Genomic DNA, 24,392 nt, shown 5'->3' with positions numbered 1-24,392 from the left:
GGAGAATATGTTGGAAATCGATTTCATAGATGAAATAGATGGGGACGGAAAAGCTGCCGAACAGCTCATTCAGAAACTCCTATCTTTTGCTGCGGATTCGGAAGGTCTTGAAAAGGGAACAGAGCTCTCTGTCACTTTTTTGAATGACGACGGAATTCAACAGATCAACCGGGATTATCGGGGTAAAGATCAGCCAACTGACGTCATCTCTTTCGCGCTTGAAGAAGAAGTCGATGGTGAAGGGGCTATCATCGGAGCAGATGATATGCCGCGTCATTTAGGAGACTTGCTAATATCGGTTGAAACCGCACAACGTCAGGCTGAAGAGTATGGGCATAGTGTGGAAAGAGAACTTGGATTCCTTGCGTTACATGGCTTTTTACACTTGCTCGGATATGATCATATGACGGAAAATGATGAAAAGAAAATGTTCGGCCGACAAGATGAAATTCTGCAGTCGTTCGGACTCAAGAGATGATACTGTGAAAAATTTTATTAAAGCATTCACCTATGCTTGGATGGGCATTGTCCACGGAGCTGCCCAGGAACGGAACGTGAAGTTTCATCTAGTGGCGGCAATTGTCGTAATAGTTGCAGGGTGGTTGACAGGGTTAAGTCGATTTGAATGGATAGTTATCACCGCGGTTATTGCTCTGGTGATTGCATTAGAATTAATGAATGCTGCAGTTGAGCGTGTGGTAGACTTAGTTACGCAAGAAAGACATCCTTTGGCTAAACAAGCAAAAGACCTCGCAGCCGGGGCTGTGCTTGTTTTTTCAATCGCTAGTGCGATAATCGGTGTGCTCATCTTTTTGCCGAAATGGCTGATGTAAACGAATGGAGTGGAACTTTTGGACAAACAACAACTAATGGAACATGCAAAACATGCAATGCAAAACGCATACGTACCCTATTCCAAATTTCCTGTAGGTGCTGCTTTACTTACAGAAGACGGGACTATATTTGAAGGGTGTAACATTGAAAACTCAGCATATAGTATGACGAATTGTGCTGAGCGTACGGCTTTTTTCAAAGCGATTTCTGAAGGCAATCGTTCTTTTGCAGCGCTGGCTGTGACAGGGGATACGGACGGACCGATTTCACCATGTGGTGCTTGCCGGCAAGTGATTTCTGAGTTTTGCTCTGTAGATATGCCAGTCTATTTGACGAATCTTAAAGGGGATGTCTTGGCTACAACAGTTGGAGAACTGATTCCAGGGGCATTTCGGAAGGAGGACCTCGAATATGGCACCAAGTGAATTCAAATCGGGGTTTGTTTCAATCATTGGACGACCTAACGTAGGGAAATCGACATTTTTGAATCGTGTAGTCGGTCAAAAGATCGCGATTATGAGCGATAAGCCTCAAACAACGCGCAACAAAGTCCAAGGAGTCGTCACAGGAGATGCTTCGCAAATTGTATTCATCGATACACCAGGAATCCATAAACCGAAGCATAAGCTGGGGGACTTCATGGTGAAATCCGCAAAGAATACTCTTAAAGAAGTAGACGTCATCATGTTCATGGTCAATGCGAACGAAAAGATCGGCCCTGGAGATCGCTTTGTGATTGAAATGCTCAAAGGCTCAAAAACTCCAGTATTTTTGGTTATCAACAAAATCGATCTGGTTCACCCGGATGATTTGCTCGGAATCATTACATCTTACGTGGATGAGTACGACTTTGCTGAAATCGTCCCATTGTCCGCTTTAAACGGAAACAACGTGGAACGTCTGATGGAGACACTCAATACGTATCTCCCTGCAGGACCGAAGTATTATCCGGATGACCAAGTTACGGACCATCCCGAGCGTTTCATCATCTCTGAATTGATTCGAGAAAAAGTATTGCATTTGACACGCGAAGAAGTTCCTCATTCGATCGCGGTAGTTATTGAGAAAATAGCGCGCGACGAAGATAAGAATATAGTCAATGTGATGGCGACAATCATCGTGGACCGGGATTCCCAAAAGGGTATTGTCATCGGTAAACAAGGAGCCCTTTTAAAGCAGATCGGTACAAAAGCCCGACGTGATATTGAAATGTTGTTAGGCTCTAAAGTATTCCTTGAACTGTGGGTGAAGGTTCAGAAGGATTGGCGGAATAAACCTGGACAGCTGAAAGAATTCGGCTTCCGCGACGACGAGTATTGATCGTCTCGCACAGCAGTGGAGGCGAACGTCATGATGAACAAATGGGAAGGGATTGTACTGCGTACGATGCCTTACGGTGAGACAAATAAGATAGTAACGATATTAACGAAAGAAGCCGGGAAAATGACTGCGATGGCTCGGGGGGCAAAAAAACCTGCAAGCCGTCTGTCTTCCGTTTCTCAAGTGTTTGTCTATGGATCCTTCCTGTTAAGAACAGGAAAGGGGATGGGATCACTTGAACAGGGAGAACCCATCGATTCCATGCGTCATATTCGCGAAGATTTGGAAGCAACAGCGTACGCGAGTTATATCGTTGAACTGATCGATAGACTCACGGACGATGGTGAGCGGTCATCGGGCGTCTTTAATCTTTTATACGAAGCCCTGCATGCGATTAATGAAGGATATGATCCTGAAGCCATTGCGTTATTCGTCGAGTGGAAGATGCTGCCGGTAGCAGGGATTCACCCTGTGCTGAATCAATGTGCATCTTGTGGGTCAGTTGAAGGGGAATTTGCGTTTTCTTTTCAGGAAATCGGCTTTCTATGCCATCGTTGCTTTCATACTGATCCATATATCGTAAGGATTACTCCGGCACAATTGAAACTTATACGTACATTTGCGACAGTACCGATCACACAAGTAGGTTCTCTCACTTTGAAAAAATCGACAAAGCAATTCATGAAAAAGGTGGTCCGACAAATCTATGATGAACAAGTAGGACTGCGATTGAAATCACGGTCTTTTCTGGATCAGCTCGATCGGACACCTAATCTTTTACCTCCTAAAGAAAAACCGGCAGAATCAGATGAATAATCTGATTCTGCCGGTTTTTTTAAAAGACAATAACGCTTTGGCGAAATTGCGTCCGGATTTTTATTTAATGCCGCAAAGGTATAATGCCGCCCTGAATGAAAAAGTCAGTCTTCATCCCATAGCATTTAGAAGTAGAAAACTTCTGCTGAATTCAGTTAAAACGCGATACGTTCTTCGATATAAGCTTTTAGCTCTTCAATCGGCAAGCGGACTTGCTCCATTGAATCGCGATGGCGTACCGTTACTTGACGATCTTCTTCAGAGTCGAAATCGTACGTAATACAGAACGGCGTTCCGATTTCATCTTGGCGACGGTAACGTTTACCGATGGACTGTGAGTCGTCATACTGAACAGGGAAGTACTTGCAAAGCTCCGCGTACACCTCGCCAGCACCTTCAGCTAACTTCTTTGACAATGGCAATACAGCAGCTTTCACAGGTGCTAGAGCCGGGTGGAAACGCATAACTGTACGTTTGTCATCGCCTTCAAGTTCCTCTTCGTCAAAAGCATCACAAAGGAATGCAAGTGTGACACGGTCTGCACCGACGGAAGGTTCGATGCAATAAGGTACGAATTTCTCGTTTGTAATTGGATCTTGATAATGGAAGTCTTCATTGGAATATTCCATATGACGGTTCAAGTCGAAGTCTGTGCGGTTAGCGATTCCCCATAGTTCTCCCCAGCCGAATGGGAATTTGAACTCGATATCTACTGTTCCTTTTGAGTAGTGGGAAAGTTCGTCTTCATTGTGCTCACGAAGACGCATATTCTCTTCTGAAAGGCCAAGATCGAGTAACCAGTTCTTGGAAGCGTCACGCCAAAAAGCATACCACTCCTCGTCTTCTCCAGGTTTACAGAAGAATTCGAGTTCCATCTGTTCGAATTCGCGTGTACGGAATGTGAAATTTCCAGGTGTGATTTCGTTGCGGAAACTTTTACCGATTTGAGCAATCCCGAAAGGAAGTTTTTTACGCATCGAGCGCTGGACATTTTTGAAGTTCACAAAAATACCTTGAGCTGTTTCAGGACGCAAGAAGATTTCGTTAGCAGAAGAATCAGTAACCCCTTGAGTCGTTTTGAACATCAAGTTGAACTGGCGGATATCCGTATAGTCCAATGATCCGCAAGACGGACATTCAATATTATGCTCGATGATCAAGTCTTTCATCTTCTCAAATGGCATTCCGTCAACGACAATTTCCATGCCCTTCGCTTCGAGTGCATCCTCGATCAGTTTGTCTGCACGATGACGTGTTTTACATTTTTTACAGTCGATCATAGGATCATTGAAGTTCCCGATATGACCAGACGCTTCCCAGACTTTCGGGTTCATCAAGATTGCAGCATCGAGTCCTACGTTATGAGGAGATTCTTGAACGAATTTTTTCCACCATGCTCGTTTGATATTGTTTTTCAGTTCAATACCAAGTGGACCGTAATCCCATGTATTCGCTAGTCCTCCATAAATTTCAGATCCAGGAAATACGAATCCACGCTGTTTTGAAACGTTCACAATTTGTTCCATTGTATACATACTAATCCCTCCAATTAAAATAAGCACCCATCCTCGGACATATGTCCGAGGACGGGTGCGTAACGCCCCGCGGTTCCACCTCGATTGACTGTACAAAAACGGACAGTCCTCTTTAAACTTACAATGGCTCCAGGTTGCCTTTTCATGTCAAATACGGGCTTTCACTATCCCCGATCGCTTTTGGCTGACAATACTTATCGACCTTTCTTCGCCTATTCAAATGTTGAATTCAGTTTAGCACGGTTCACGATTCTTCGCAATAGAACTGAATTTGTTATATACTGTAGACAGATTTGTTTAATTGAACGCTTAGGACGGTGACATAGATGGAACTCAATAAGCGCCAGACGGAGATTCTCGAGATCGTCAAGGCGGATGGACCGATAACGGGAGAACATATTGCCGAGCGGTTAAACCTGACCAGAGCTACTATACGACCAGATCTCGCCATCTTGACTATGGCCGGATACTTGGATGCACGCCCACGTGTCGGCTATTTCTATTCAGGTAAAAAGCAAGTGCACTCTGTGGGAGATGAAATGATCGGGATGCAAGTAGGCGATTTCCAATCCACTCCCGCGGTTGTGACGGAGCATAGTTCGGTCTATGATGCGATCTGCCAGATGTTTTTACAGGATGTAGGTACCCTGTTTGTGGTAGATGAAAAAGCATGTTTGACAGGCGTGCTTTCCCGCAAAGATCTGCTGAGGACAAGCATTGGGAATAATGAGCTTGAAAAGATACCAGTGCATGTCATTATGACCAGAATGCCGAATATCATATACTGCCATAAAAAAGACACGCTTTTATCTGCTGCCCGTAAAATGATCGACAAGCAAATCGATTCCTTACCTGTTATTGGAACAGCAGGAGAAGGGTTAGAAGTGGTCGGCAGAATAACGAAAACAAATATTACTGCAGCATTTTTAACGCTGGCACAAGATCATGAACTATGAGGTGCATTCTATGAAAAAACTCAAGTTTTTTATCGTTTCAGATTCCGTGGGAGAAACCGCAGAACTAGTTGCAAAAGCAGCGGCAAGTCAATTCCGTCAAGATCTGGACACAGTTTCGATGAAACGTTTTTCTCATATTGAAGAAAAAAGTCAGCTGAAGGAAATTGCGTGGCTTGCGGAACAACAACAAGCGGTCATCGTTTATACACTTGTCCGCAGCGAGATGCGGGAAGCCCTAGTAACATGTTGCGGACAACATGATGTTCAGTGCATCGATCTTTTAGGCCCGATTATGCAGTCCATTGAACATGTACTCGAAGAGAAGCCTACTGAAGAGCCAGGTCTGGTCCGACAATTGGATGAGGACTATTTCCGGAAGATCGAGGCGATTGAATTTGCAGTTAAATATGACGATGGACGTGATCCGCGTGGAGTATTGAATGCGGATATCGTACTGGTAGGGATTTCAAGAACTTCCAAAACACCACTTTCCCAGTACTTGGCCCACCAACGTTTTAAAGTTGCGAATGTCCCTCTCGTCCCGGAAGTTGAACCGCCGGCCGAGTTATATGAAATCGACCCTGATAAATGTTTTGGTCTAGTGATTTCTCCTGACATCTTGAATTCGATCCGAAAAGAACGCTTGATTGCTTTAGGATTGAAAGATGACGCAAGTTATGCGAAAATCGATCGGATCGAACAAGAAATCAACCATTTCAATAAAGTTGTAAAAAAAATCGGCTGTACAGTGATCGACGTCTCAAATCGGGCGGTTGAAGAGACGGCTAATATGATTATCTCGGATATGAATAGTAGAAAGTTTGAGAGAATTCGGAAGGACCTCCATCGTTAAGGCGGTCCCTCTTTTTTCGTTCAAGATTCCAGTTAGCAACTATACTAGTATTCCCAGTCGGAATGCTGTAAAATAGCAGTTTCGGAGTAAAATAAAAAATTTGTCGAATAAGAAGGGTTTTTAAAGGATACATCGAATCTATAGACAGTGAAGATGGTGATAGCATGTCGAAAATCCCGGAACAGACGATAGAAGAGATCCGCAGCAAGACAGATATAGTCGATCTAATCGGTGAGCATGTCCGCCTTACGAAGAGAGGGAAGAACTGGTTTGGCCTTTGCCCATTCCATGGGGAAAGTACGCCTTCTTTTTCAGTGTCTGAAGAAAAACAGCTCTTTCATTGTTTTGGCTGCGGTGCGAGTGGCAACGCAATCACTTTTGTTATGGACATCGATAACCGACCTTTTACGGAAGCGGTCGTTCAACTTGCTGAGCGGCTTGATATTCCAATTGACGCATCCGTTGAGATGGGAAGCCGATCCGAAAAAGATGTTGCGAACAAACAGATGTATGAAGCCCATGAATTCGCGGCAAACTTCTATAACCACCTTCTTTTGAATACGGTAGAAGGCGAAAAAGCATATCAATATCTTGAACAAAGAGGATTTACAAGGGAAAATATCGAAAAGTATAGTATTGGCTGGGCACTTGATGACTGGGAAGCGTTATCTTCCCTTTTACAGCGTCAAGGTTTTGATATGAAAGAGATGGAACAAGCAGGTCTTGTCATCCAACGTGATAACGGAACAGGTTTTTTTGATCGGTTTCGTGGCAGAGTCATGTTTCCTCTTTATGACGATCATGGTACAATAGTCGGGTTCTCCGGAAGGGTGCTTGAGAAATCGGAAAAAGAAGCCAAGTACCTGAATAGTCCGGAAACCCCTATATTCGAAAAAGGACGATTGTTGTACAATTTTCATCGTGCACGTCTTAATGCTCGGAAAAAGGGTAATGTAATAGTATTCGAAGGATTTATGGATACGTTAGCAGCGGATCGAAATGGTGTGGAAAATACTGTAGCAGTAATGGGAACTGCATTATCGGACACTCAACTGATCAAACTGAAGCGGATTACCAACGATCTGATTGTTTGTTGTGATGGGGACAACGCGGGATGGGAAGCTTCAAAACGTTTTGCAGGGCTGATTATGCAAAAAGGGTTTTCTCTTAAAATTGCTATACTTCCCAATAAAATGGATCCGGATGATTATATTTCCGAAAATGGAATTGAAGCATTCCGGGAAAAGATCTTAGAACGGCCCCACACGTACATGTCTTTCATAATGGCATATGCTAAAAGATCTAAGAACCTTTCGCATGAAAATGATGTTCTGCAATATATTCATGAAGTGATGGAAGAACTTGCTGGGATTTTAACACCTGTCGAAAAAGACATGATGCTAAGACAGCTGTCGCTGGATACGGATGTATCAGTTGATGCACTCGAACAGCACTATGCAAAAGCTGCGGGAAAAGCCGTCAGGAAACCACAGACTGACAGCTTTTCCGAGCCGGTGATGCCGGTCATTCATCAAAGAAAGAAAAGCATCTCCGCAACAGGACGTGCTGAGCAATTGCTTCTCAGTCATATGTTGAATGATGGTTCAATATTTGACACGATTCAGAACAATCATGAGGAACTGTTTGTTCATGAGGATTATGCTACAATATATATCCGATTAGCAGGTTTCTATGAGCAATACGGTGCCCCTGATTTCCATCGATTTGCAGAAACGATTGAAGACCGCGGATTGCGCAGGATCGTTTTGGAAGCTGCGGTGATGGAACGGGATCCCGAACATGCAGAGCAAGAAGTGGAAGATTGTGTGCTGCATTTAAAAAAACATCGGATTCAACAAATCATTACACAAAAAATGCATGAATCAAAAGACGCAGAAAAGATGAACGATTTCCCAGCAGCGTTAGAGCTAGCGAGAGAGATCATACAGCTCCGGAAATCATTATCGGCAATGTAAGCCGACCGGCGTACTAAGGAGGAACAGGTTATTATGGCTAAAAAAGAGGAACTAACTGGAGAAACAGAGACAACGTTGGAGGAAGTCAAAGCTGCTTTACTGGAAACCGGTAAAAAGAGTGGCGAATTGACGATTGAAGAAGTCACTGAAAAATTGGCTACTTTTGAAATGGAGCCCGACCAGTTTGAAGAGTTCCTCGATCAAATCGAGGCAGCTGGTATTGAAATGGAAGGCAAAGAGGAAAGTTCTGAGGAAGCGCCGGGCAAACCTGCTGCAGATGAAGAACGATTCGATCTGAATGACCTAAGCGTTCCACCGGGTGTGAAGATTAATGACCCCGTCCGCATGTACTTAAAAGAAATTGGTCGAGTTGACTTGCTTACAGGCAAAGAGGAAGTAGCGCTTGCTAAACGTATTATCGCTGGCGAAGAGGAAGCTAAAAAACGTTTGGCTGAAGCCAATCTACGACTAGTTGTAAGTATTGCAAAACGTTATGTCGGTAGAGGCATGCTCTTCTTGGATTTGATACAAGAAGGAAATATGGGTCTTATCAAAGCCGTTGAAAAATTTGATCATACGAAAGGATTCAAGTTCAGTACGTATGCAACTTGGTGGATACGTCAAGCGATTACACGTGCTATCGCTGACCAAGCGAGAACTATCCGGATTCCTGTTCATATGGTTGAGACCATAAACAAACTGATTCGTGTTCAGCGGCAGTTGTTGCAGGACTTAGGAAGAGAGCCTTCACCTGAGGAAATCGGGGAAGAGATGGAGCTGACTCCGGAAAAGGTTCGTGAAATCCTGAAGATTGCACAAGAGCCGGTTTCATTGGAAACACCGATTGGTGAAGAGGACGATTCACATTTAGGAGATTTCATTGAAGATTCGGAAGCCCAGTCCCCTTCAGATCATGCAGCTTATGAATTGTTGAAGGAGCAGCTTGAAGACGTTCTGGATACACTGACAGATCGCGAAGAAAATGTACTTCGATTGCGATTCGGATTGGACGATGGCCGAACAAGAACCTTAGAAGAAGTTGGAAAGGTCTTCGGGGTAACTCGTGAGCGGATCCGACAAATCGAGGCGAAGGCACTTCGTAAATTACGACATCCTTCTCGTAGTAAGCGCCTGAAAGACTTTTTAGAATAAGAAAAATGGCACCGTGCAAATTCCTTGCCGGTGTCTTTTTTCAGTAGAAGGAGAGACCGTTTATGAATTCACAACGTAAACGAATCATAATGTCCGAAATACATTATTGGAAAAAGAATCGTCTTTTGCCAGAGCATTATTGTGATTTCTTAATTACGTTATACGCTCAAGGGGATGCAGACGCAGCAGCGGATGAAAAAATTGAAAAAGCCGTCCTTGAAAAAGAGCGGTCCTCGGTCACGAAGAAAATGATCTTATTAGTATTTTTAGCAACAGGTCTTTCCGCTTTAATGTTTATAGTTGGAAATTACCCTGTAATTATGATATCGATTGCTTCCATATTTGTAATCGGTTTACTTGTAAAAGTAATGTTCAGTCAACCATTCCGTTCCGCGCTTATACCTTTTACTTATATTATTGCAGCCTTCATGTTACTCGGGATATCACTCAAAGTATTGTTTGTTTTCTTTGAAAATGAGACGATGGTGTTAGTAGGCATTCTTATGTTGAATAGCATTTTATGGCTATTTGCAGGGCGCTTGCTCAAGCTTTTGTATTTTACAATTTCAGGCGCTGCAGGTTTACTGATGATTATTGGATTTTTGCTCATATATTATTGAGCAAAAATCCTTTTTTTCTATCAAACTATCCGCTAATTCTGTATAATGAGATTTGTAAGCGTTCACAAAAAGGGGATGTCATAATGGATTTCAATTTAACTTCAGAACAACAAATGATACAGCGGACAATTCGAGAGTTCGCTAACGAAGTTGTCGCACCAGGTGCAATTGAGCGGGATCGAACGAATGAGTTTCCTGAAGAGATCTTTAAACAACTTTCTGAAATGGGAATGATGGGACTTCCATTTTCAGAAGAGTATGGGGGAGCAGGGGCAGACACAATCAGTTTTGCTATCGTGACGGAAGAGTTGAGCCGGGCTTGTGCGTCCACAGGGATTACCTACTCTGCTCATATTTCGCTTGGTGGGGCACCTCTGAGCCTATTCGGAACAGAAGAACAAAAACAGAAATATTTACGGCCAATCTGTGAAGGGACATCATTTGGTGCATTCGGGTTGACAGAACCGAATGCTGGATCCGACGCAGGGGGTACGCAAACAACCGCTAAGCTTGAAGATGGAACCTATACGATCAACGGTTCAAAAGTGTATATTACAAATGCCAGTTACGCTAAAAATCTTGCGTTGACGGCTATAACTGGCAAGACGGAAAAAGGCGGAAAGGAAATTAGTGCAATTATCGTTCCTACAGATGCAGAAGGATTCAAAGTGATTGATAACTATGAAAAGATGGGATTACATGCTTCCAATACGACGGAACTCGTCATGGAGAATGTACAAGTACCTGAGGAGAACCTCCTCGGAACTAAAGGAAACGGATTCCGTCAATTCTTAGTTACATTAGACGGCGGGCGGATCGGGATAGGAGCCATGGCAGTTGGAATTGCTCAAGCGGCATACGATCGAGCTATGCAATATGCAAAAGAGCGCAAACAGTTCGGTAAGTCGCTGTCCGAGTTCCAGGTGACACAATTCAAACTCGCGGATATGGCGTTGAAAATTGAGCTGGCAAGAAATATGGTCTACAAGGCAGCTTGGTTGAAAGACGAAGGGAAGCCATTTACAAAAGAGGCTGCGATGTGTAAATTATACGCATCCGAGATTGCAATGGAAGTGGCAGACGAAGCCATTCAAATCCATGGTGGTTACGGGTATATGCGTGAATACGAAGTAGAGCGATATATGCGGGATGCAAAGTTATTGGAAATTGGAGAAGGAACTTCTGAAGTCCAACATATGGTCATTGCGCGGCAAATCGGGTGTTAACGAAAAAAGTTCACAAAGTATGTCCAAAATGTCACAAAAGAGAAAAGTCTATTGATAAGTCTTTCGATTTTATCCGGAATACAGTACAATAAGAGTTGTGCACTATATACTACAGAATAGTTTCTGGTGAAGGAGGTTAAGTTCGTTGAGTAAAAATCCTGTTGTTCCTTATATTTTGATTTTCGCACTAGGTATCGGACTCATTTTCTTCATGTCCCTTTATGGTATTGATCAGAAGAAAGAAATTGCCGATGCTGATGGCGAAGCAACTGAAGAAGGTGCGAAAGATGATGAAAGCGCATCTGCTGAATTCGATGCTGAAGCTGTTGCTCAGCAAAAATGTATCGGTTGTCACGGTGGAGATCTAGAAGGAGCTGTTGGTCCAAGTCTTCACGGTGAAGATAAGGATGCTAAAGAGCTTCACGAAATCATCAAGAATGGTAAAGGCGGCATGCCTGGTGGACTCATCCCTGATGAGAACATCGATGCGATGGTCGATTACATTCTAACTCTAAAATAATAATCTGGAGAGCAATCAGAGTGGCGGAACTCCGCTGCCTGGTTGCTCTTTTGTTTGATGCGTGCAAAAAATCCCCATTTTCGATAAGATGAATTGAAGAAGTCGACGGTTGTGTGTACGTCTGCTGAAAGGTGGAACAAATAGTGAACGCGAAAAATTTATCAGAGCGATTACGTCTGGTCGCATCATTTGCTGAACAAGGAACTGTCCTTGCAGATATCGGAAGTGACCATGCTTATTTACCATGCTGGCTCATACAAAAAGGCCAGATATCTCGAGCCATTGCGGGTGAGGTTGTAAAAGGTCCTTTTGAATCAGCCAAGCGGAATGTTGCGAAGGAAGGGTTAACAGATAAAATCATTGTACGACTCGCAAATGGGCTACAAGCGATCTTGCCTGAGGATGGGGTCGAAAATGTGAGCATTGCCGGGATGGGCGGGTCCTTAATTGCCACGATTTTAGAGAATGATCTGGAAAGATTATCTGGAGTGAACCGAATTATTGTCCAGCCGAATATACATGCTAAGGCTATACGTGATTGGGCAGTCAGCCATTCATGGAAAATCGTGAATGAAGCGATCCTTAAAGAAGATCACAAAATCTATGAGATTCTTGTGCTAGAACGAGGAGAGGAGTCTTACAATCCTGAAGAGTTACTAATGGGGCCGATTCTTCTTAAAGAATGTTCTCCTGTATTTCAAGAGAAATGGCAAGGAGAACTAAATGAGATAGAACGTGTGATACAAGTGCTGACACATTCTGCTCAATCTGAAGAGGCGAAAGCAAAACGTCAGCAATTGAGTGCTACGAAGGAATTGATTGAAAGGGGATTGAAGTCATGAAGAACGTAAATGGTCATGAAATCATCCAGTTGTTTGAAGAGTGGTCTCCGAAAAAGTTAGCAATGGAAGGGGATCCCATCGGTTTACATATTGGTCAACTGAATCGTCCGGTCGACACAGTCCTGGTAACGTTAGATGTGAATGAAGCGGTTATCGATGAAGCGGTTGAACGAGGCGCCACGCTTATCATCGCCCACCACCCCCCGTTGTTTAGACCAGCAAAACATATTTTAACGGATACACCGCAAGGACGAATGATTGAGAAATGCATTAAAAACGATTTGTCCGTTTATGCTGCTCACACGAACTTGGACATTGCAAGTGGTGGGGTGAATGATCTGCTAGCTGCAAAACTAGGACTCACTGAATTGAAAATAATTGAGCGTACCTCTGGTGATTCTGAGCAGGAGTATGGGTTAGGAAGAATAGGGTTGTTATCTTCCAGTATGACGCTTGAACGGTTTGCCCTTCATGTGAAAGAGAAATTAGAGGTGCCTGCAGTTCGGATAGTAGGGGATAAAAACCGGCTGATAAGAAAAGTGGGTGTTTTAGGTGGAGATGGCAACAAATATATCTATGCCGCTAAACGTGCTGGAGCTGACGTATTCGTTACTGGTGATTTGTATTACCATGTCGCTCAAGATGCCGAAGCGATCGACTTATGTGTTGTAGACCCTGGTCATAACGTTGAAAAAGTGATGATCCAAGGGGTCGCAGAACATATGACAGCCGCATGTGAAGAGCGTCACTACAATGTGACCTTTTTACAATCCCGGATCAATACAGAACCGTTTACTTTTATTTAAAAAATCCCCCAGTGAAGCTGGGGGATTTACTGGTTTAAACATACGGTTCAATTCGAGTAACAGGTGTCGGGTTTTTAATCTTCGGTAATAATCGGTTCAAGTCAAACTTCCGCTCTGCACTATGAGTGGATGGATCTGCAGGGTCATATTTAGTCAGGAATTCGATCACTTCACGAACGATTAATGTAGGAGTGGATGCACCTGCCGTGACAGCCACGCGTTCGACTCCTTCCAACCAACTTAACTCAATCTCAGAGACATCTGAAATTCGATATGAAGGGGTATTCGCAATTTCAACAGAAACTTGTGTCAAACGATTGGAGTTATTGCTCTTCGGATCACCGACTACAATCAGCAAGTCTGCTTCGCCCGCTTGCTCTGCAACTGCCTCTTGTCTAACTTGAGTCGCCATACAAATTTCTTTGTGCACTTCGATGTGAGGATATTTCTTTTTCAGGTCTTCCATGAGATGGACGACATCCCATTGGCTCATAGTTGTCTGGTTTGTTACAAGCAATTTGTCGTTATGAAGAGTTAACTGCTCGATATCCTCGCTATTTTCCACTAAGTGGACCTTTCCAGGAGCAACACCAAGAGCACCTTCAGGCTCCGGATGATGTGCCTTGCCGATATAGATGATATCATAGCCTTCAGCCGTCTTCTCGCGAATCAGGTCATGGGTGACCGTTACGTCAGGACACGTAGCGTCGATGGAAACGAGCCCTTTTTTACGCGCAAGTTCACGTACTTCAGGAGAGACTCCGTGTGCTGTGAATATTACAGTACCTGTTTCAACTTGGTTGAGAATCTCGAGACGGTTATTTCCTTCTAAAGTGATGATGCCATCTTCCTCGAACGCATCCGTCACATGCTTGTTGTGTACAATCATGCCCAATATATAAATCGGTCTCGGCAATGATTCGTCGAGTGCCGCATTTCTAGCAATCACCATTGCATCGACGACCCCGTAACAATAACCACGCGGGGAAATCTTCAATACTTCCATTCTAAGCTCACTCCTCTAAAGGGATCTAACCCTATTATAGCGGAGATGGCCAAAAGGTACAAAATCTTAGATTGGTGGCTGGAACACTTTAGGCACAGACGGCAACGGTCCCGAGGCGACAGGTGCTGTTCCTCGTGCAACAGTTGCTGCCGCAGATGCCCCTGCTACCCCTGCATCCGGGAGGGATTGGAATCCGCGATACAATTTCCACATGGCAGGTATATTTTGAATCATCGGTGCAAACTGTTGTATGATAGGTGCATATTGTTGCACAGTCGTCATAAGGCGATTGGCGGTTTCCATATACATTTCTGGTTTTGAGAGGCCAGCCCCTGCAGGTGATCCGCCTTGTGCTTGCTGCTGACCGCCAAACCCGGGATCCATTCCGAATGGGGAAGGCGGCTGATTTGCTTGATTAGGTGAAAATGGTGTCGCAGGTCCTTGCATAAAAGGGGTTGCCTGCTGAAAGTTTCCGCGAAACATCTGCTGGCCAGCAGGAGCTTGCCGCTGCTGATTGGCAAATGGATAAAAAGATTGATATCTCATAATTATCTCCTTTCCCAAAGAGTACTTTGTCTATAATGTATCCTATGCGAAAAAAACAACCAGCGGTACAGTTTCGTGCTACAATGAACGAATGAATAGGAGGACACGAACATGTCTAGATATACTGATTACCAATTTAAACCGTTTCTTCGCGAAGCGATAGAACAGATGGGCTTCACAAGCCCAACCCCCATCCAGAAGGAGATGATTCCGCTCGTTTTAAAAGGTCAAAGCGCAATCGGGCAAGCACATACAGGAACAGGAAAGTCCCACAGCTTCCTGATTCCGATTCTCCAACGTGTTAATACAGATGTGGATGAACTTCAAGCGGTGATTACAGCACCTACACGGGAGCTTGCTATTCAGTTGTTTGATGAACTGAAAAAACTGACTGCTTCTTCAGAAGTCCGCACAAGCCTATTGATCGGCGGAACAGATAAGAAACGTTCTGCTGATAAATTGAAATCCAACCCTCATGTAGTTGTCGGCACACCTGGACGTATCCGGGATATGTCGGACACAGGAGCGTTAGCCATTCATACAGCCCGCATTCTCGTCATCGACGAAGCAGACCTTGCGTTTGACATGGGCTTCATTGAAGACATTGACCAATTTGCAGGCAAAATGCCAAGTGACTTGGAGATGTATGTTTTCTCTGCGACCATCCCGGAAAAGCTGAAGCCGTTTCTTGCGAAGTATATGGACTCACCGGTTCATATTCAACTCGGGACGAAGAAGCCATTGACAGAAGGCATGCATTATTCACTCGTTCCAGTACGAGGAATGGATCGCAAAAAGAAACTCTTGAACGTCATCCAGGCGATCAATCCATATTTGGCAATCATATTCACCAATACAAAGCAAAATGCAGATGAACTTGCGGGTTATCTAGCTGCTCAAGGTGTTAAAACCGGGAAAATCCATGGTGATTTGAATGCTCGCGAACGTACACGCATGATGAAACAAATCCGTGACTTGGAGTATCAATTCATTGTAGCTACAGACTTAGCTGCGCGCGGAATCGATATCCCTGGTGTAAGTCACGTCATCAACTATGAGCTTCCGGAAGATCTGGAATTCTATATTCACCGTGTTGGTCGTACGGCGCGGGCTGGATTAGAAGGGGTCGCAATCACATTATTTGACCCTTCTGAAGACGATGCGATCGTAAAGATCGAGAAAATGGGGATCCCATTTGTACACGAAGATGTGAAAAATGGGGAATGGTCCCAACTGAAAGAGCGTCATTCAAGAAGAAATCGTCCGAAAGAACAGGACGATATCGACAAGAAAGCTGCTTCTTTAATCCGTAAACCGACAAAAGTGAAACCGGGATATAAAAAGAAGCGAGCTAAGGAAGTGGATCGTTTTAAGAAGCGTGAAAGGAGATTGACTAAGAAAAAATGAGTGAACAACCTATTCTGCTCGGATCCCATGTATCCATGAGTGGTAAAGACATGTTACTTGGTTCAAGTAAGGATGCTGCCGAATTTGGTGCTTCCACATTCATGATCTATACAGGAGCTCCGCAAAATACGCGTCGTAAAGCAATTGAAGACTTGAACATTGCAGCAGGACAAGCCCATATGAAAGAAAACGGGCTATCCTCAATGGTCGTCCATGCTCCTTATATCATTAACATCGCAAATACGGTAAAGCCCGAAACGTTCAGATTGGGCGTCGACTTTTTGCAAGAAGAAATAAGACGTACGGCAGCTCTTGGTGCAAATCAGATTGTTTTGCACCCTGGAGCGCACGTCGGTGAAGGCACAGACAAAGGAATTGCCAAAATCATCGAAGGATTGAATGAAGTTCTTTCGGAAGACGCAGATGTCCGGATTGCCTTGGAAACCATGGCGGGTAAAGGGACTGAGTGTGGAAGAAGCTTTGAAGAACTTGCGCGGATTTTCGATGGCGTTGAAAACAACGATCGACTTTCGATTTGTTTTGATACGTGCCACGTGCATGATGCGGGGTATGATATCGTGAATGATTTCGAAGGTGTATTGGAAGAATTTGATCACTTCATTGGCAGAGACCGAATTTCTGTGATCCACGTCAATGACAGTAAGAATGTTTGTGGGGCAGGAAAAGACCGACACGAAAACATCGGATTCGGCAATATCGGTTTTGATCCACTCCACTATATTGTTCATCATCCATCATTCTCGAACGTTCCGAAGATACTGGAAACACCATTCATTGGAACGGACAAGAAAAACAAAACGGCACCCTATAAAGAAGAAATTATGATGCTGAAAAGCGGAGAATTCACCACGAAATACCGTGACGCATTAATGAACGAAGTGAAAAACGTTACCACGTCTGGGTAAGAGTTTCAATTTCCTATCAAGACAATCCAGACTTCTTGCGGTTAATGAAGAAGGCTGTCGAGCGGCTGATCTGCTCGACAGCCTTTTCCTACTTACGCATATTCAAGTAATCTTCCAGCAGCTGATTGGTTCGTTTCTGACCTAGAATCCTCTCCACCTTTGAAATGAAACTTTCAGGGACCCCGGTTAAGATCCAATGCATGGAAATCTCATCCAACAACGGTCTTAACAGTCTGATCTCCTCGACAGAGAAGTCTAATCCATAGGACTTAGACATCTTCAACATCTCTTCATCGCTTCTTTTTTTCATCTCCAGCAGCAATCGTGTGTAATCCAACTTGTCACCTAGCTTTCTTTAGATTTGTAAGCCCGCGCCATTTGGTTTATAATCATTTGAGTGAATCGTAATCATTACTATTAATAGAAGGATGGTTGTATGCAAGAAAGTCTAGTGAAATTAACGAATGTAACTTTTAATTATGGAAACTCACCTGTGTTGAAAGACATCACCTTAACCGTACAACCAGGTGAGTTCTGGGCACTTATTGGTCCGAACGGATCTGGTAAATCGACGCTTATTAAAATTCTATTAGGATTGCTGAAACCGGATAGGGGATCAGTGGAACTGTTTGGTTCGCCGATTTCTTCAGTCAGTCATAAAGAACGGATTGGTTACGTATCTCAAAAATCGAATTCTTTCAATAGCGGATTTCCGGCAACTGTTCTGGAAGTTGTAAGAAGTGGCTTAACAAAAAAAACAGGATTGTTCAAGCGTTTTTCAAAAGAGGATACAGAAGCTGCTATGAACGCACTTCATGAGGTCGGTATGGAAAAATTCGCTGATCGTAATATCGGTGAGCTTTCTGGTGGACAACAGCAACGCGTCTTCATTTCACGAGCACTCGCAGCAAAGCCGGATCTGCTCATTATGGACGAACCGACTGTCGGAGTGGACCAGCAAAACTCGGCTTCTTTCTATTCTATGCTTGAAAAATTGAATCGTGACAATGGCATAGCCATAATTCTAGTCTCCCATGAAATTGACCTTGTAACAGATCTTGCGTCACATGTTGCTTGTTTGAACAGGACGATGCATTTCCATGGTGGGAGAAGAGATTTCGCGAAGCTGAATGATACTGATTTATCACGATGGTATGGCCATTCCGTCCGTTTCATTCATCAGAAGGAAGGGGCCACTTCCGATGATTGATGCATTATTCACGTATGAGTTTCTGCAGAATGCTTTTTTCTCCGGTCTGATTATCGGTGTGATTGCACCAATGCTTGGCCTCTTCATTGTTGTGAGACGTCTCGCTTTGATAGCAGATGCTTTAAGTCATGTTTCCCTTGCTGGGATAGCGGGGAGCCTGTATTTGAGTCAGCAAGTATTGTTTTTCGCGGGGCTCAATCCGATCTATTTAGGCATGGCGGCCGCAGTCGGCGGCTCTTTGCTTATCGAACGTTTGCGAAGGGTTTATCGGAATTTTGAAGAGCTTGCGATTCCGATCATACTCTCAGCAGGAATCGGATTCGGTGCCATTTTCATTTCACTTGCAAAAGGATTCGGTGCGGATTTAGTCGGCTATTTGTTCGGTTCGGTATCTGCAGTTAGCAGACAAGATTTGTTAGTCGTCGCCATTCTTGCGATCGCTGTGTTCGTGTTCATATATTTGTTCTATAAAGAGCTCTTCACGCTATCGTTTGACGCGGATTATTCAAACGCATCGGGTATCAAAGGGCGTTGGATCCAAATGTTCTTCATGGTGCTTACCGCATTAGTAATCGGCGCTTCTATGCGGATTGTGGGGATTCTACTCGTATCATCACTTATGACGCTTCCGGTTGCGGCTGCAATTCAAATAGCGAAAAGTTTTAAATCTGCCATGTTGCTATCCATTCTGTTTGGAGAAGTATCCGTGATTGCTGGACTATTTGCTGCTTATCACATGGATATTGCTCCAGGAGGTACAATTGTAGTGACTGCCATTGTCATTTTGCTATTCGTGTTAATGGGTAAACGGTTGACCGGGAAAAGTACTGTGAGAAGAAAGGGGGAAGTGCTGTGAATGTAGAAAAGGCATGGGATACGTTAAAGGAACATTCTTTCAAACGGACGAAGAATAGAGAAGCGATTTTAGAGTTTCTTGCAGAGCGTGATGGATACACTGCTGCAATGGACGTCGGTGAATTTCTGAAAAAAGACAATCCTGGAGTAAGCTTCGATACAATTTACAGAAACTTAACCACGTTTGCAAAGCTTGGTATCCTGGAAGAAACCGATTTGAACGGGGAACGTCAATATCGGATGCACTGTGATCCAGGCGTTCATCATCATCACTTTATATGTACAGTTTGCGGGAAAACCAAACACATCCCTTCTTGCCCGATGGATCATATCGCAGTTAACCTTCCGGGTGTGGAAATACAGGGACACAAGTTCGAAGTATACGGAAAATGTCCTCAATGCCAATGAAAAAAGGAAAGGCTCCTACTATATCAGGAGCCTTTCCTTTTTCTATTTCACTGAAGTTGTAAAGAAGTTGTGTTGGATCCACTCATTGGCCTCGTTCCAGTTATTGACCCGGATAACCCCTTTAGGAATGGGATCCCGATTATATGGAGTATCAAAAAGAATAACAGGAATGTCGAGCTCTTCATGGAGATCGACTGCGTTATCGTGTTTGTCTTCAAAAAACACGTCTGTACCGAATTTACGTGCAGTTTCAATTTTTCGATGACTGCCGATCAGCTCGACATGGTCATAAGGGAGTTGCTCACGTTCAAACCATTCCATTGTGGCATCCATCACTTCAGATCCACGGGCAGAGATGTAGTAAAGCTCTGCTTGCTGTTTCTGCCAGTCCATCAAAAATTGTTTGGCTTGCTCTTGTGTAGCGGATGTCAGACAAATCTCTGCTTCGGCCTCTTTGTACCACTTGTAAAACTCTGCAGGATCCACATCGAATGCGGTTGTCAAATCATACTCTTTAATATCCTCTAAAACGAGCTCGCATCCGAACTTCTTATTAATATGCGGAAGAAGAGAAGAAGGGGTCGTTACCGTTCCGTCGATATCGATGCCGAAACGATATTTTTTCACTTGGAGGCGCCACTTTCTTCAAGCAGTTCTTCTTGTCTCTTCTTCTCGAAATACTCTTCCGCAAGTTTATCGATTTCCATCTTCAATTCCTCGACCATTGTTTCTTCAGGTACTTTCCGCACCGTTTTTCCGTGCATGAAGAGAAGACCTTCTCCACGAGCTCCTGCGATCCCTATATCCGCTTCTCGTGCTTCACCTGGACCGTTAACCGCACAGCCGAGTACCGCGACTTTAAGCGGTGCTTTGATGTGTGAAATGTATTCTTCCACTTCATTTGCAATCGATATCAAGTCAATTTCGATACGACCACACGTCGGGCATGAAATGAGGGTAGCAGCGTTCGATGAAAGGCCGAATACTTTCAATAACTCACGCGCCACTTTCACTTCTTGTACAGGGTCCGCACTCAACGAGACACGCATCGTGTTCCCGATCCCTGCTGATAGTAACGCACCGAGACCTGCAGAACTCTTGATTGAACCTGTAAAGAGGGTACCGGACTCAGTAATACCGAGGTGAAGAGGGTAATCGAATGCAGCTGCCGCTTTTTTGTAGGCTTCGATTGCCAAGTTCACATCGGATGCTTTCAATGACACGATGATATCATGGAAATCAAGATCTTCAAGGATCTTAATGTGATGCAGTGCACTTTCGACCATACCATCTGCTGTAGGATATCCATACTTCTCAAGGATTTTCTTCTCAAGAGATCCAGCGTTAACGCCGATCCGGATAGGAATCCCTTTTGCTTTGGCAGCATTGACAACAGCTTCCACTTTTGATTGTTTCCCGATGTTGCCTGGGTTAATACGGATCTTGTCTGCACCTTGTTCGATTGCGATGAGTGCCAATTTATAGTTAAAGTGAATATCGACAACGAGTGGTATGTTAATCTGTGCTTTAATCGCGCCGATCGAATAGGCTGCGCGCTCATCCGGACAAGCGACACGGACAATCTGTACCCCGGCTTCTTCCAAACGCTTAATCTCCGCAACAGTCGCTTCCACGTCATGCGTTTTAGTGGTCGTCATACTTTGGATGAATAATTCGTTGCTTCCTCCAATTGTAAGATTCCCGACTTTAACAGGACGAGTGTTGGATCGATGTATCATTTCAGTCATTATTTTCTCTCCTTACTTCGAATTACTACTGTTTACTATTGTACATTTTATCAATCATTGTGCTAAAAAGACAAGGAACTGCCCTCCGCACCTTATTGTTTTGAGCAAAATGTGACGGTTTCACTGCTAAGTGGAATTTCAATCTGCTCACCACCTACGATGTCCTGAAGTTGCAAATGAGGGTTTAGTTCATAAAAGACAGTCAAGCGGTCAATGAAAGGGATACTGGGATCCGGATAGAGTGCGAAAAGTGATTCGATTGTATCGCCTTGTACCGTTGTGACGACAATCGACACAGGCTTGTCCACGTTTTGGCACGCGGGCGCATCTGAAGCGAAGGCTGCAAGTTGGATCGTGCCTTCTGTCAAATCACTTTTCAGCATATGAATAAGTGCGAATACGGCGAGTGCGGTGATTAGTAGTCTCATGAGAAAGCCTCCCTTCGCTCACAATATGCGGGAAGAGAGACAATTATGCACGACTGATTTTAGCTTGTGGTTGTTTCGGATAGTAGTTTGCAGCTAAGAGTAAATAGACAATGTGGAGAGCGGCAGTTATCGGGAAGTTGAAAGAATTTCCGACATGGACGATATCAAGAATTAAAGAAACTAAAATAGGCACAGTAATCGAGATTGCTGATGTACGCCACATATGTCTGTATTCTCCGCGGCGCTTGAAAAGTTTAAGTATCCCAAGCCCGATTAGTCCGAAGAAACTGACCCGGATGAATAAATAGAACGTACTGATGACAAGCTGAAGGATAAAGGCCATTGGGTAAAGCAAGCCGCCGACAGTCTCCGCGTATTCGATCAGTTCCTGTGAGGATCCGAACAAATCGATGTCTCCCACCAGGAAACGAATAAAGGATACCAGTGTCGAAAAAATTACAAATAGAAATACGTATTGAAACACTTTCCCTATTGGGAGCAATCGGAAAGCTGCGAGTTTTTTGGGCTCGTGAATGGATGCAAGGAACAATTGAGAGTATTTCAAGCTGACGACTCCTTTCTAGTTATACCGCTAGTTTATCATCGGTAGCATGCAATTGGGTAGGAATTGTCACAACTGCATGCAGTTTAGCGTATCAAATGTTAAGGGATTGTAAAGATTGACCGTTGTCTATTTACATATGGGATCTCGGCGACAATAATAGGAGGGTATACATATCGTTATTGGAGGTTGCGCATTACATGGAGATTAATTGGCAGGAAGTGGCGTTTCAATTTCTTGGCGGGCTCGGTATTTTTCTTTTCGCCATTAAATACATGGGGGACGGTCTTCAGAAAGTAGCTGGAGATAGACTGCGTTCCATTCTGGATCGTTTTACAACGAACCCGTTCATGGGTGTGCTAGTCGGTATTATAGTAACGGTTCTCATACAGTCCAGTTCAGGTACGACAGTTATTACGGTTGGACTCGTGAGTGCAGGCTTCATGAAACTGAGGCAAGCGATCGGTGTTATTATGGGTGCCAATATCGGTACAACCGTTACCGCATTCATCATAGGTCTGGATGTTGGGGCTTATGCGTTACCGATCATGGCAGTTGGTGCATTCATGATTTTCTTCATTCAGAAAATGACTGTGAAACATATCGGTGAGGTCGTTTTCGGGTTTGGTGGGTTGTTCCTAGGGCTCGAGCTCATGAGTGACGGGATGAAACCTTTACGGTCACTTGAGTCGTTTACCGATTTGACCGTTTCCATGGCGGACCACCCGATGCTCGGAGTGGTTGCGGGTACAGTGTTCACCTTAATCGTTCAGAGCTCCAGTGCAACTGTAGGGATTCTGCAAGGATTGTATGCAGAAAATCTGATCGATTTGAAGGCTGCATTGCCTGTTTTGTTTGGTGATAATATCGGAACTACGATTACAGCCATTTTAGCGGCAATCGGTGCATCTGTTGCTGCCCGCAGAGCGGCTGCCACTCATGTTTTGTTCAATATTGTCGGAGCTGTAATATTCATGATTCTACTCGTTCCTTTTACCGCCTATGTGGAATGGATTACGAATGCACTTTCACTAGATAAGAAAATGCAGATTGCGTTCGCGCATGGTTCATTTAATGTTGTCAACACGATTATTCAATTTCCGCTGATTGGTGCATGGGCGTATTTTGTGACGAAACTGATTCCTGGAGAAGATGTGACGATTGAATATAAACCGAAACATCTGGACCCACATTTCATCACTCAGTCTCCAGCGGTTGCAATCGGACAAGCAAAAGAAGAAATCATTCGTATGGGTTCGTTTGCTGTCCAAGGATTGGAACAAACATTCGAATACTTGAAGAGCAGCAAGAAAAACCATGCAGAGACTGCGTACCAAATAGAAGATGCCATCAACAATCTGGACCGTAAAATCACGGATTACCTAGTTGAGATTTCTGCTGTTAATATTTCGCCAGTTGAATCCGTACGTCACGTCATGTTGATGGATACAGTCCGGGACATCGAGCGAATCGGCGATCACTTCGAAAACATCATTGAACTTATTGACTTCAGAGAAGTGAACAAAGTCAAGCTTTCCGAAGATGCGATGGAAGAATTATCGGAAATGTTTGCATTGACTATTGGAACCGTACAAAAAGCAGTGGATTCTCTGGATACGAATGATTGGGAACTGGCACGCACAGTCGCTAAACAAGAAGAATTGATCGACAAAATGGAGCGCAAATGCAGGAAAAGCCATATAATCCGGTTGAATGAAGGCAGCTGTACTGCTCAAGCGGGGATTGTTTTTGTCGATATCGTATCTAACTTGGAGCGTATCGGAGACCATGCTGTAAATATTGCAGAAGCTGTGTTAGGAAAACGGGCATAAGAGAGGAG

28 protein-coding genes are annotated in these 24,392 nt (G+C 44.0%); 20 read left to right on the top strand and 8 right to left on the bottom strand.

From position 1 onward, the window contains the following. Positions 1 to 7: 7 nt before the first annotated feature. Genes ybeY through recO form a run of 5 tightly spaced genes read left to right on the top strand, consistent with a single transcriptional unit; the run spans position 8 to position 2,970 of the window. The gene (gene ybeY, locus H9659_RS00745) at positions 8 to 478 is read left to right on the top strand and encodes an rRNA maturation RNase YbeY (protein WP_191688016.1); all 471 of its coding nucleotides are present in this window, start codon (positions 8 to 10) and stop codon (positions 476 to 478) included. A 40-nt stretch (positions 479 to 518) separates the two neighbouring features. After that, positions 519 to 833: a diacylglycerol kinase family protein gene (locus tag H9659_RS00740; RefSeq protein ID WP_404828944.1), complete on the top strand. Its 315-nt coding sequence runs from the start codon at positions 519 to 521 to the stop codon at positions 831 to 833. 18 nt (positions 834 to 851) lie between these two features. After that, complete coding sequence (locus H9659_RS00735; protein ID WP_191688014.1) at positions 852 to 1,259, top strand: cytidine deaminase; 408 nt, start codon at positions 852 to 854, stop codon at positions 1,257 to 1,259. Then, positions 1,246 to 2,154 (top strand): GTPase Era, encoded by a 909-nt coding sequence (gene era, locus H9659_RS00730; protein WP_191688013.1) that lies wholly within the window; start codon positions 1,246 to 1,248, stop codon positions 2,152 to 2,154. Before H9659_RS00735 ends, era begins: the two co-directional genes overlap by 14 nt. Positions 2,155 to 2,184: 30 nt before the next feature. Beyond that, complete coding sequence (gene recO / locus H9659_RS00725; RefSeq protein WP_191688012.1) at positions 2,185 to 2,970, top strand: DNA repair protein RecO; 786 nt, start codon at positions 2,185 to 2,187, stop codon at positions 2,968 to 2,970. Between the two features lie 155 nt (positions 2,971 to 3,125). Here recO and H9659_RS00720 read toward each other — a convergent pair whose 3' ends face one another. Continuing rightward, the gene (locus H9659_RS00720) at positions 3,126 to 4,505 is read right to left on the bottom strand and encodes a glycine--tRNA ligase (protein ID WP_191688011.1); all 1,380 of its coding nucleotides are present in this window, start codon (positions 4,503 to 4,505) and stop codon (positions 3,126 to 3,128) included. Between the two features lie 326 nt (positions 4,506 to 4,831). Between H9659_RS00720 and H9659_RS00715 the strand changes: the two genes are divergently transcribed. From H9659_RS00715 to H9659_RS00675, 9 genes are all read left to right on the top strand, one after another. Next, complete coding sequence (locus tag H9659_RS00715; protein WP_191688010.1) at positions 4,832 to 5,461, top strand: helix-turn-helix transcriptional regulator; 630 nt, start codon at positions 4,832 to 4,834, stop codon at positions 5,459 to 5,461. 10 nt (positions 5,462 to 5,471) lie between these two features. After that, positions 5,472 to 6,314, top strand: coding sequence for a pyruvate, water dikinase regulatory protein (locus H9659_RS00710; protein ID WP_191688009.1), 843 nt, complete (start codon positions 5,472 to 5,474; stop codon positions 6,312 to 6,314). A 164-nt stretch (positions 6,315 to 6,478) separates the two neighbouring features. Then, entirely contained in the window at positions 6,479 to 8,290 is a 1,812-nt protein-coding gene (dnaG, locus tag H9659_RS00705) for a DNA primase (RefSeq protein WP_191688008.1), read from the top strand. Positions 8,291 to 8,323: 33 nt separating this feature from the next. Continuing rightward, entirely contained in the window at positions 8,324 to 9,442 is a 1,119-nt protein-coding gene (rpoD, locus tag H9659_RS00700) for an RNA polymerase sigma factor RpoD (protein WP_025784778.1), read from the top strand. A 62-nt stretch (positions 9,443 to 9,504) separates the two neighbouring features. Then, positions 9,505 to 10,062: a hypothetical protein gene (locus H9659_RS00695; protein ID WP_191688007.1), complete on the top strand. Its 558-nt coding sequence runs from the start codon at positions 9,505 to 9,507 to the stop codon at positions 10,060 to 10,062. Between the two features lie 83 nt (positions 10,063 to 10,145). After that, positions 10,146 to 11,288, top strand: a complete 1,143-nt coding sequence (locus tag H9659_RS00690) for an acyl-CoA dehydrogenase family protein (protein ID WP_191688006.1) — start codon at positions 10,146 to 10,148, stop codon at positions 11,286 to 11,288. Between the two features lie 145 nt (positions 11,289 to 11,433). Beyond that, positions 11,434 to 11,808 carry a cytochrome c550 gene (gene cccA, locus H9659_RS00685; RefSeq protein WP_191688005.1) on the top strand — a complete coding sequence of 125 codons (375 nt, stop codon included), beginning with the start codon at positions 11,434 to 11,436 and terminating at the stop codon, positions 11,806 to 11,808. Between the two features lie 143 nt (positions 11,809 to 11,951). Continuing rightward, the gene (locus H9659_RS00680) at positions 11,952 to 12,650 is read left to right on the top strand and encodes a tRNA (adenine(22)-N(1))-methyltransferase (RefSeq protein WP_191688004.1); all 699 of its coding nucleotides are present in this window, start codon (positions 11,952 to 11,954) and stop codon (positions 12,648 to 12,650) included. After that, entirely contained in the window at positions 12,647 to 13,456 is an 810-nt protein-coding gene (locus H9659_RS00675) for a Nif3-like dinuclear metal center hexameric protein (RefSeq protein WP_191688003.1), read from the top strand. Before H9659_RS00680 ends, H9659_RS00675 begins: the two co-directional genes overlap by 4 nt. A gap of 34 nt (positions 13,457 to 13,490) precedes the next feature. Here the strand turns inward: H9659_RS00675 and H9659_RS00670 are convergent, their stop codons facing one another. Together H9659_RS00670 and vrrA are read right to left on the bottom strand one after the other, a co-directional pair. After that, positions 13,491 to 14,462, bottom strand: a complete 972-nt coding sequence (locus H9659_RS00670) for a 4-hydroxy-3-methylbut-2-enyl diphosphate reductase (protein WP_191688002.1) — start codon at positions 14,460 to 14,462, stop codon at positions 13,491 to 13,493. Between the two features lie 66 nt (positions 14,463 to 14,528). Beyond that, a complete protein-coding gene (gene vrrA / locus H9659_RS00665) occupies positions 14,529 to 15,008 on the bottom strand; it encodes a VrrA/YqfQ family protein (RefSeq protein WP_191688001.1) in 480 nt (159 codons plus the stop codon). 111 nt (positions 15,009 to 15,119) lie between these two features. On the opposite strand from vrrA, the gene H9659_RS00660 reads away from it, so the two are divergent. Next, on the top strand, positions 15,120 to 16,415 hold the full coding sequence (locus H9659_RS00660) for a DEAD/DEAH box helicase (RefSeq protein WP_191688000.1): 1,296 nt from the start codon (positions 15,120 to 15,122) through the stop codon (positions 16,413 to 16,415). An 11-nt stretch (positions 16,416 to 16,426) separates the two neighbouring features. Further along, positions 16,427 to 17,341: a deoxyribonuclease IV gene (locus H9659_RS00655; protein ID WP_191688501.1), complete on the top strand. Its 915-nt coding sequence runs from the start codon at positions 16,427 to 16,429 to the stop codon at positions 17,339 to 17,341. An 88-nt stretch (positions 17,342 to 17,429) separates the two neighbouring features. On the opposite strand, the gene H9659_RS00650 is transcribed toward H9659_RS00655, so the two are convergent. Next, positions 17,430 to 17,678 (bottom strand): hypothetical protein, encoded by a 249-nt coding sequence (locus H9659_RS00650; protein ID WP_191687999.1) that lies wholly within the window; start codon positions 17,676 to 17,678, stop codon positions 17,430 to 17,432. A gap of 99 nt (positions 17,679 to 17,777) precedes the next feature. Here H9659_RS00650 and H9659_RS00645 point away from each other — a divergent pair, with 99 nt between their 5' ends. Genes H9659_RS00645 through H9659_RS00635 form a run of 3 tightly spaced genes read left to right on the top strand, consistent with a single transcriptional unit; the run spans position 17,778 to position 19,814 of the window. Beyond that, positions 17,778 to 18,551, top strand: coding sequence for a metal ABC transporter ATP-binding protein (locus H9659_RS00645; protein ID WP_191687998.1), 774 nt, complete (start codon positions 17,778 to 17,780; stop codon positions 18,549 to 18,551). After that, positions 18,544 to 19,407, top strand: coding sequence for a metal ABC transporter permease (locus H9659_RS00640; protein WP_191687997.1), 864 nt, complete (start codon positions 18,544 to 18,546; stop codon positions 19,405 to 19,407). Before H9659_RS00645 ends, H9659_RS00640 begins: the two co-directional genes overlap by 8 nt. After that, positions 19,404 to 19,814 (top strand): Fur family transcriptional regulator, encoded by a 411-nt coding sequence (locus H9659_RS00635; RefSeq protein WP_191687996.1) that lies wholly within the window; start codon positions 19,404 to 19,406, stop codon positions 19,812 to 19,814. The genes H9659_RS00640 and H9659_RS00635 overlap by 4 nt, the downstream gene beginning before the upstream one ends. Before the next feature lie 42 nt (positions 19,815 to 19,856). Here H9659_RS00635 and H9659_RS00630 read toward each other — a convergent pair whose 3' ends face one another. The 4 genes from H9659_RS00630 to H9659_RS00615 all read right to left on the bottom strand — a co-directional run bounded on the left by H9659_RS00630 (position 19,857) and on the right by H9659_RS00615 (position 22,555). Then, positions 19,857 to 20,441, bottom strand: a complete 585-nt coding sequence (locus H9659_RS00630) for a 5' nucleotidase, NT5C type (RefSeq protein WP_191687995.1) — start codon at positions 20,439 to 20,441, stop codon at positions 19,857 to 19,859. After that, entirely contained in the window at positions 20,438 to 21,562 is a 1,125-nt protein-coding gene (gene ispG, locus H9659_RS00625) for a flavodoxin-dependent (E)-4-hydroxy-3-methylbut-2-enyl-diphosphate synthase (protein ID WP_318240667.1), read from the bottom strand. Before ispG ends, H9659_RS00630 begins: the two co-directional genes overlap by 4 nt. Positions 21,563 to 21,654: 92 nt before the next feature. Further along, positions 21,655 to 21,990, bottom strand: coding sequence for a hypothetical protein (locus H9659_RS00620; RefSeq protein WP_191687994.1), 336 nt, complete (start codon positions 21,988 to 21,990; stop codon positions 21,655 to 21,657). Between the two features lie 43 nt (positions 21,991 to 22,033). Then, positions 22,034 to 22,555 carry a DUF1189 family protein gene (locus tag H9659_RS00615; protein WP_191687993.1) on the bottom strand — a complete coding sequence of 174 codons (522 nt, stop codon included), beginning with the start codon at positions 22,553 to 22,555 and terminating at the stop codon, positions 22,034 to 22,036. Positions 22,556 to 22,752: 197 nt separating this feature from the next. Here H9659_RS00615 and H9659_RS00610 point away from each other — a divergent pair, with 197 nt between their 5' ends. Further along, on the top strand, positions 22,753 to 24,384 hold the full coding sequence (locus H9659_RS00610) for a Na/Pi cotransporter family protein (RefSeq protein WP_191687992.1): 1,632 nt from the start codon (positions 22,753 to 22,755) through the stop codon (positions 24,382 to 24,384). Positions 24,385 to 24,392 lie beyond the last annotated feature (8 nt).

It is taken from the genome of Sporosarcina gallistercoris (genome assembly GCF_014836415.1).
GTDB classification, from domain to species: Bacteria; Bacillota; Bacilli; order Bacillales_A; family Planococcaceae; genus Sporosarcina; species Sporosarcina gallistercoris.
The sequence above is the reverse complement of the archived record's forward strand: the minus strand, read 5'-3'. Positions and strand labels throughout refer to the sequence as shown.

Excerpts from the sequence above, each read along its gene's own strand:
- H9659_RS00695 (WP_191688007.1), top strand. The coding sequence starts at position 9,505 with ATGAATTCACAACGTAAACGAATCATAATGTCCGAAATACATTATTGG.
- H9659_RS00740 (WP_404828944.1), top strand. The coding sequence starts at position 519 with ATGGGCATTGTCCACGGAGCTGCCCAGGAACGGAACGTGAAGTTTCAT.
- dnaG (WP_191688008.1), top strand. The coding sequence starts at position 6,479 with ATGTCGAAAATCCCGGAACAGACGATAGAAGAGATCCGCAGCAAGACA.
- H9659_RS00645 (WP_191687998.1), top strand. The coding sequence starts at position 17,778 with ATGCAAGAAAGTCTAGTGAAATTAACGAATGTAACTTTTAATTATGGA.
- H9659_RS00610 (WP_191687992.1), top strand. The coding sequence starts at position 22,753 with ATGGAGATTAATTGGCAGGAAGTGGCGTTTCAATTTCTTGGCGGGCTC.
- recO (WP_191688012.1), top strand. The coding sequence starts at position 2,185 with ATGATGAACAAATGGGAAGGGATTGTACTGCGTACGATGCCTTACGGT.
- rpoD (WP_025784778.1), top strand. The coding sequence starts at position 8,324 with ATGGCTAAAAAAGAGGAACTAACTGGAGAAACAGAGACAACGTTGGAG.
- H9659_RS00690 (WP_191688006.1), top strand. The coding sequence starts at position 10,146 with ATGGATTTCAATTTAACTTCAGAACAACAAATGATACAGCGGACAATT.
- ybeY (WP_191688016.1), top strand. The coding sequence starts at position 8 with ATGTTGGAAATCGATTTCATAGATGAAATAGATGGGGACGGAAAAGCT.
- H9659_RS00715 (WP_191688010.1), top strand. The coding sequence starts at position 4,832 with ATGGAACTCAATAAGCGCCAGACGGAGATTCTCGAGATCGTCAAGGCG.
- H9659_RS00710 (WP_191688009.1), top strand. The coding sequence starts at position 5,472 with ATGAAAAAACTCAAGTTTTTTATCGTTTCAGATTCCGTGGGAGAAACC.
- vrrA (WP_191688001.1), bottom strand. The coding sequence starts at position 15,008 with ATGAGATATCAATCTTTTTATCCATTTGCCAATCAGCAGCGGCAAGCT.
- H9659_RS00670 (WP_191688002.1), bottom strand. The coding sequence starts at position 14,462 with ATGGAAGTATTGAAGATTTCCCCGCGTGGTTATTGTTACGGGGTCGTC.
- H9659_RS00640 (WP_191687997.1), top strand. The coding sequence starts at position 18,544 with ATGATTGATGCATTATTCACGTATGAGTTTCTGCAGAATGCTTTTTTC.
- H9659_RS00660 (WP_191688000.1), top strand. The coding sequence starts at position 15,120 with ATGTCTAGATATACTGATTACCAATTTAAACCGTTTCTTCGCGAAGCG.
- era (WP_191688013.1), top strand. The coding sequence starts at position 1,246 with ATGGCACCAAGTGAATTCAAATCGGGGTTTGTTTCAATCATTGGACGA.
- H9659_RS00620 (WP_191687994.1), bottom strand. The coding sequence starts at position 21,990 with ATGAGACTACTAATCACCGCACTCGCCGTATTCGCACTTATTCATATG.
- ispG (WP_318240667.1), bottom strand. The coding sequence starts at position 21,562 with ATGACTGAAATGATACATCGATCCAACACTCGTCCTGTTAAAGTCGGG.
- H9659_RS00675 (WP_191688003.1), top strand. The coding sequence starts at position 12,647 with ATGAAGAACGTAAATGGTCATGAAATCATCCAGTTGTTTGAAGAGTGG.
- H9659_RS00720 (WP_191688011.1), bottom strand. The coding sequence starts at position 4,505 with ATGTATACAATGGAACAAATTGTGAACGTTTCAAAACAGCGTGGATTC.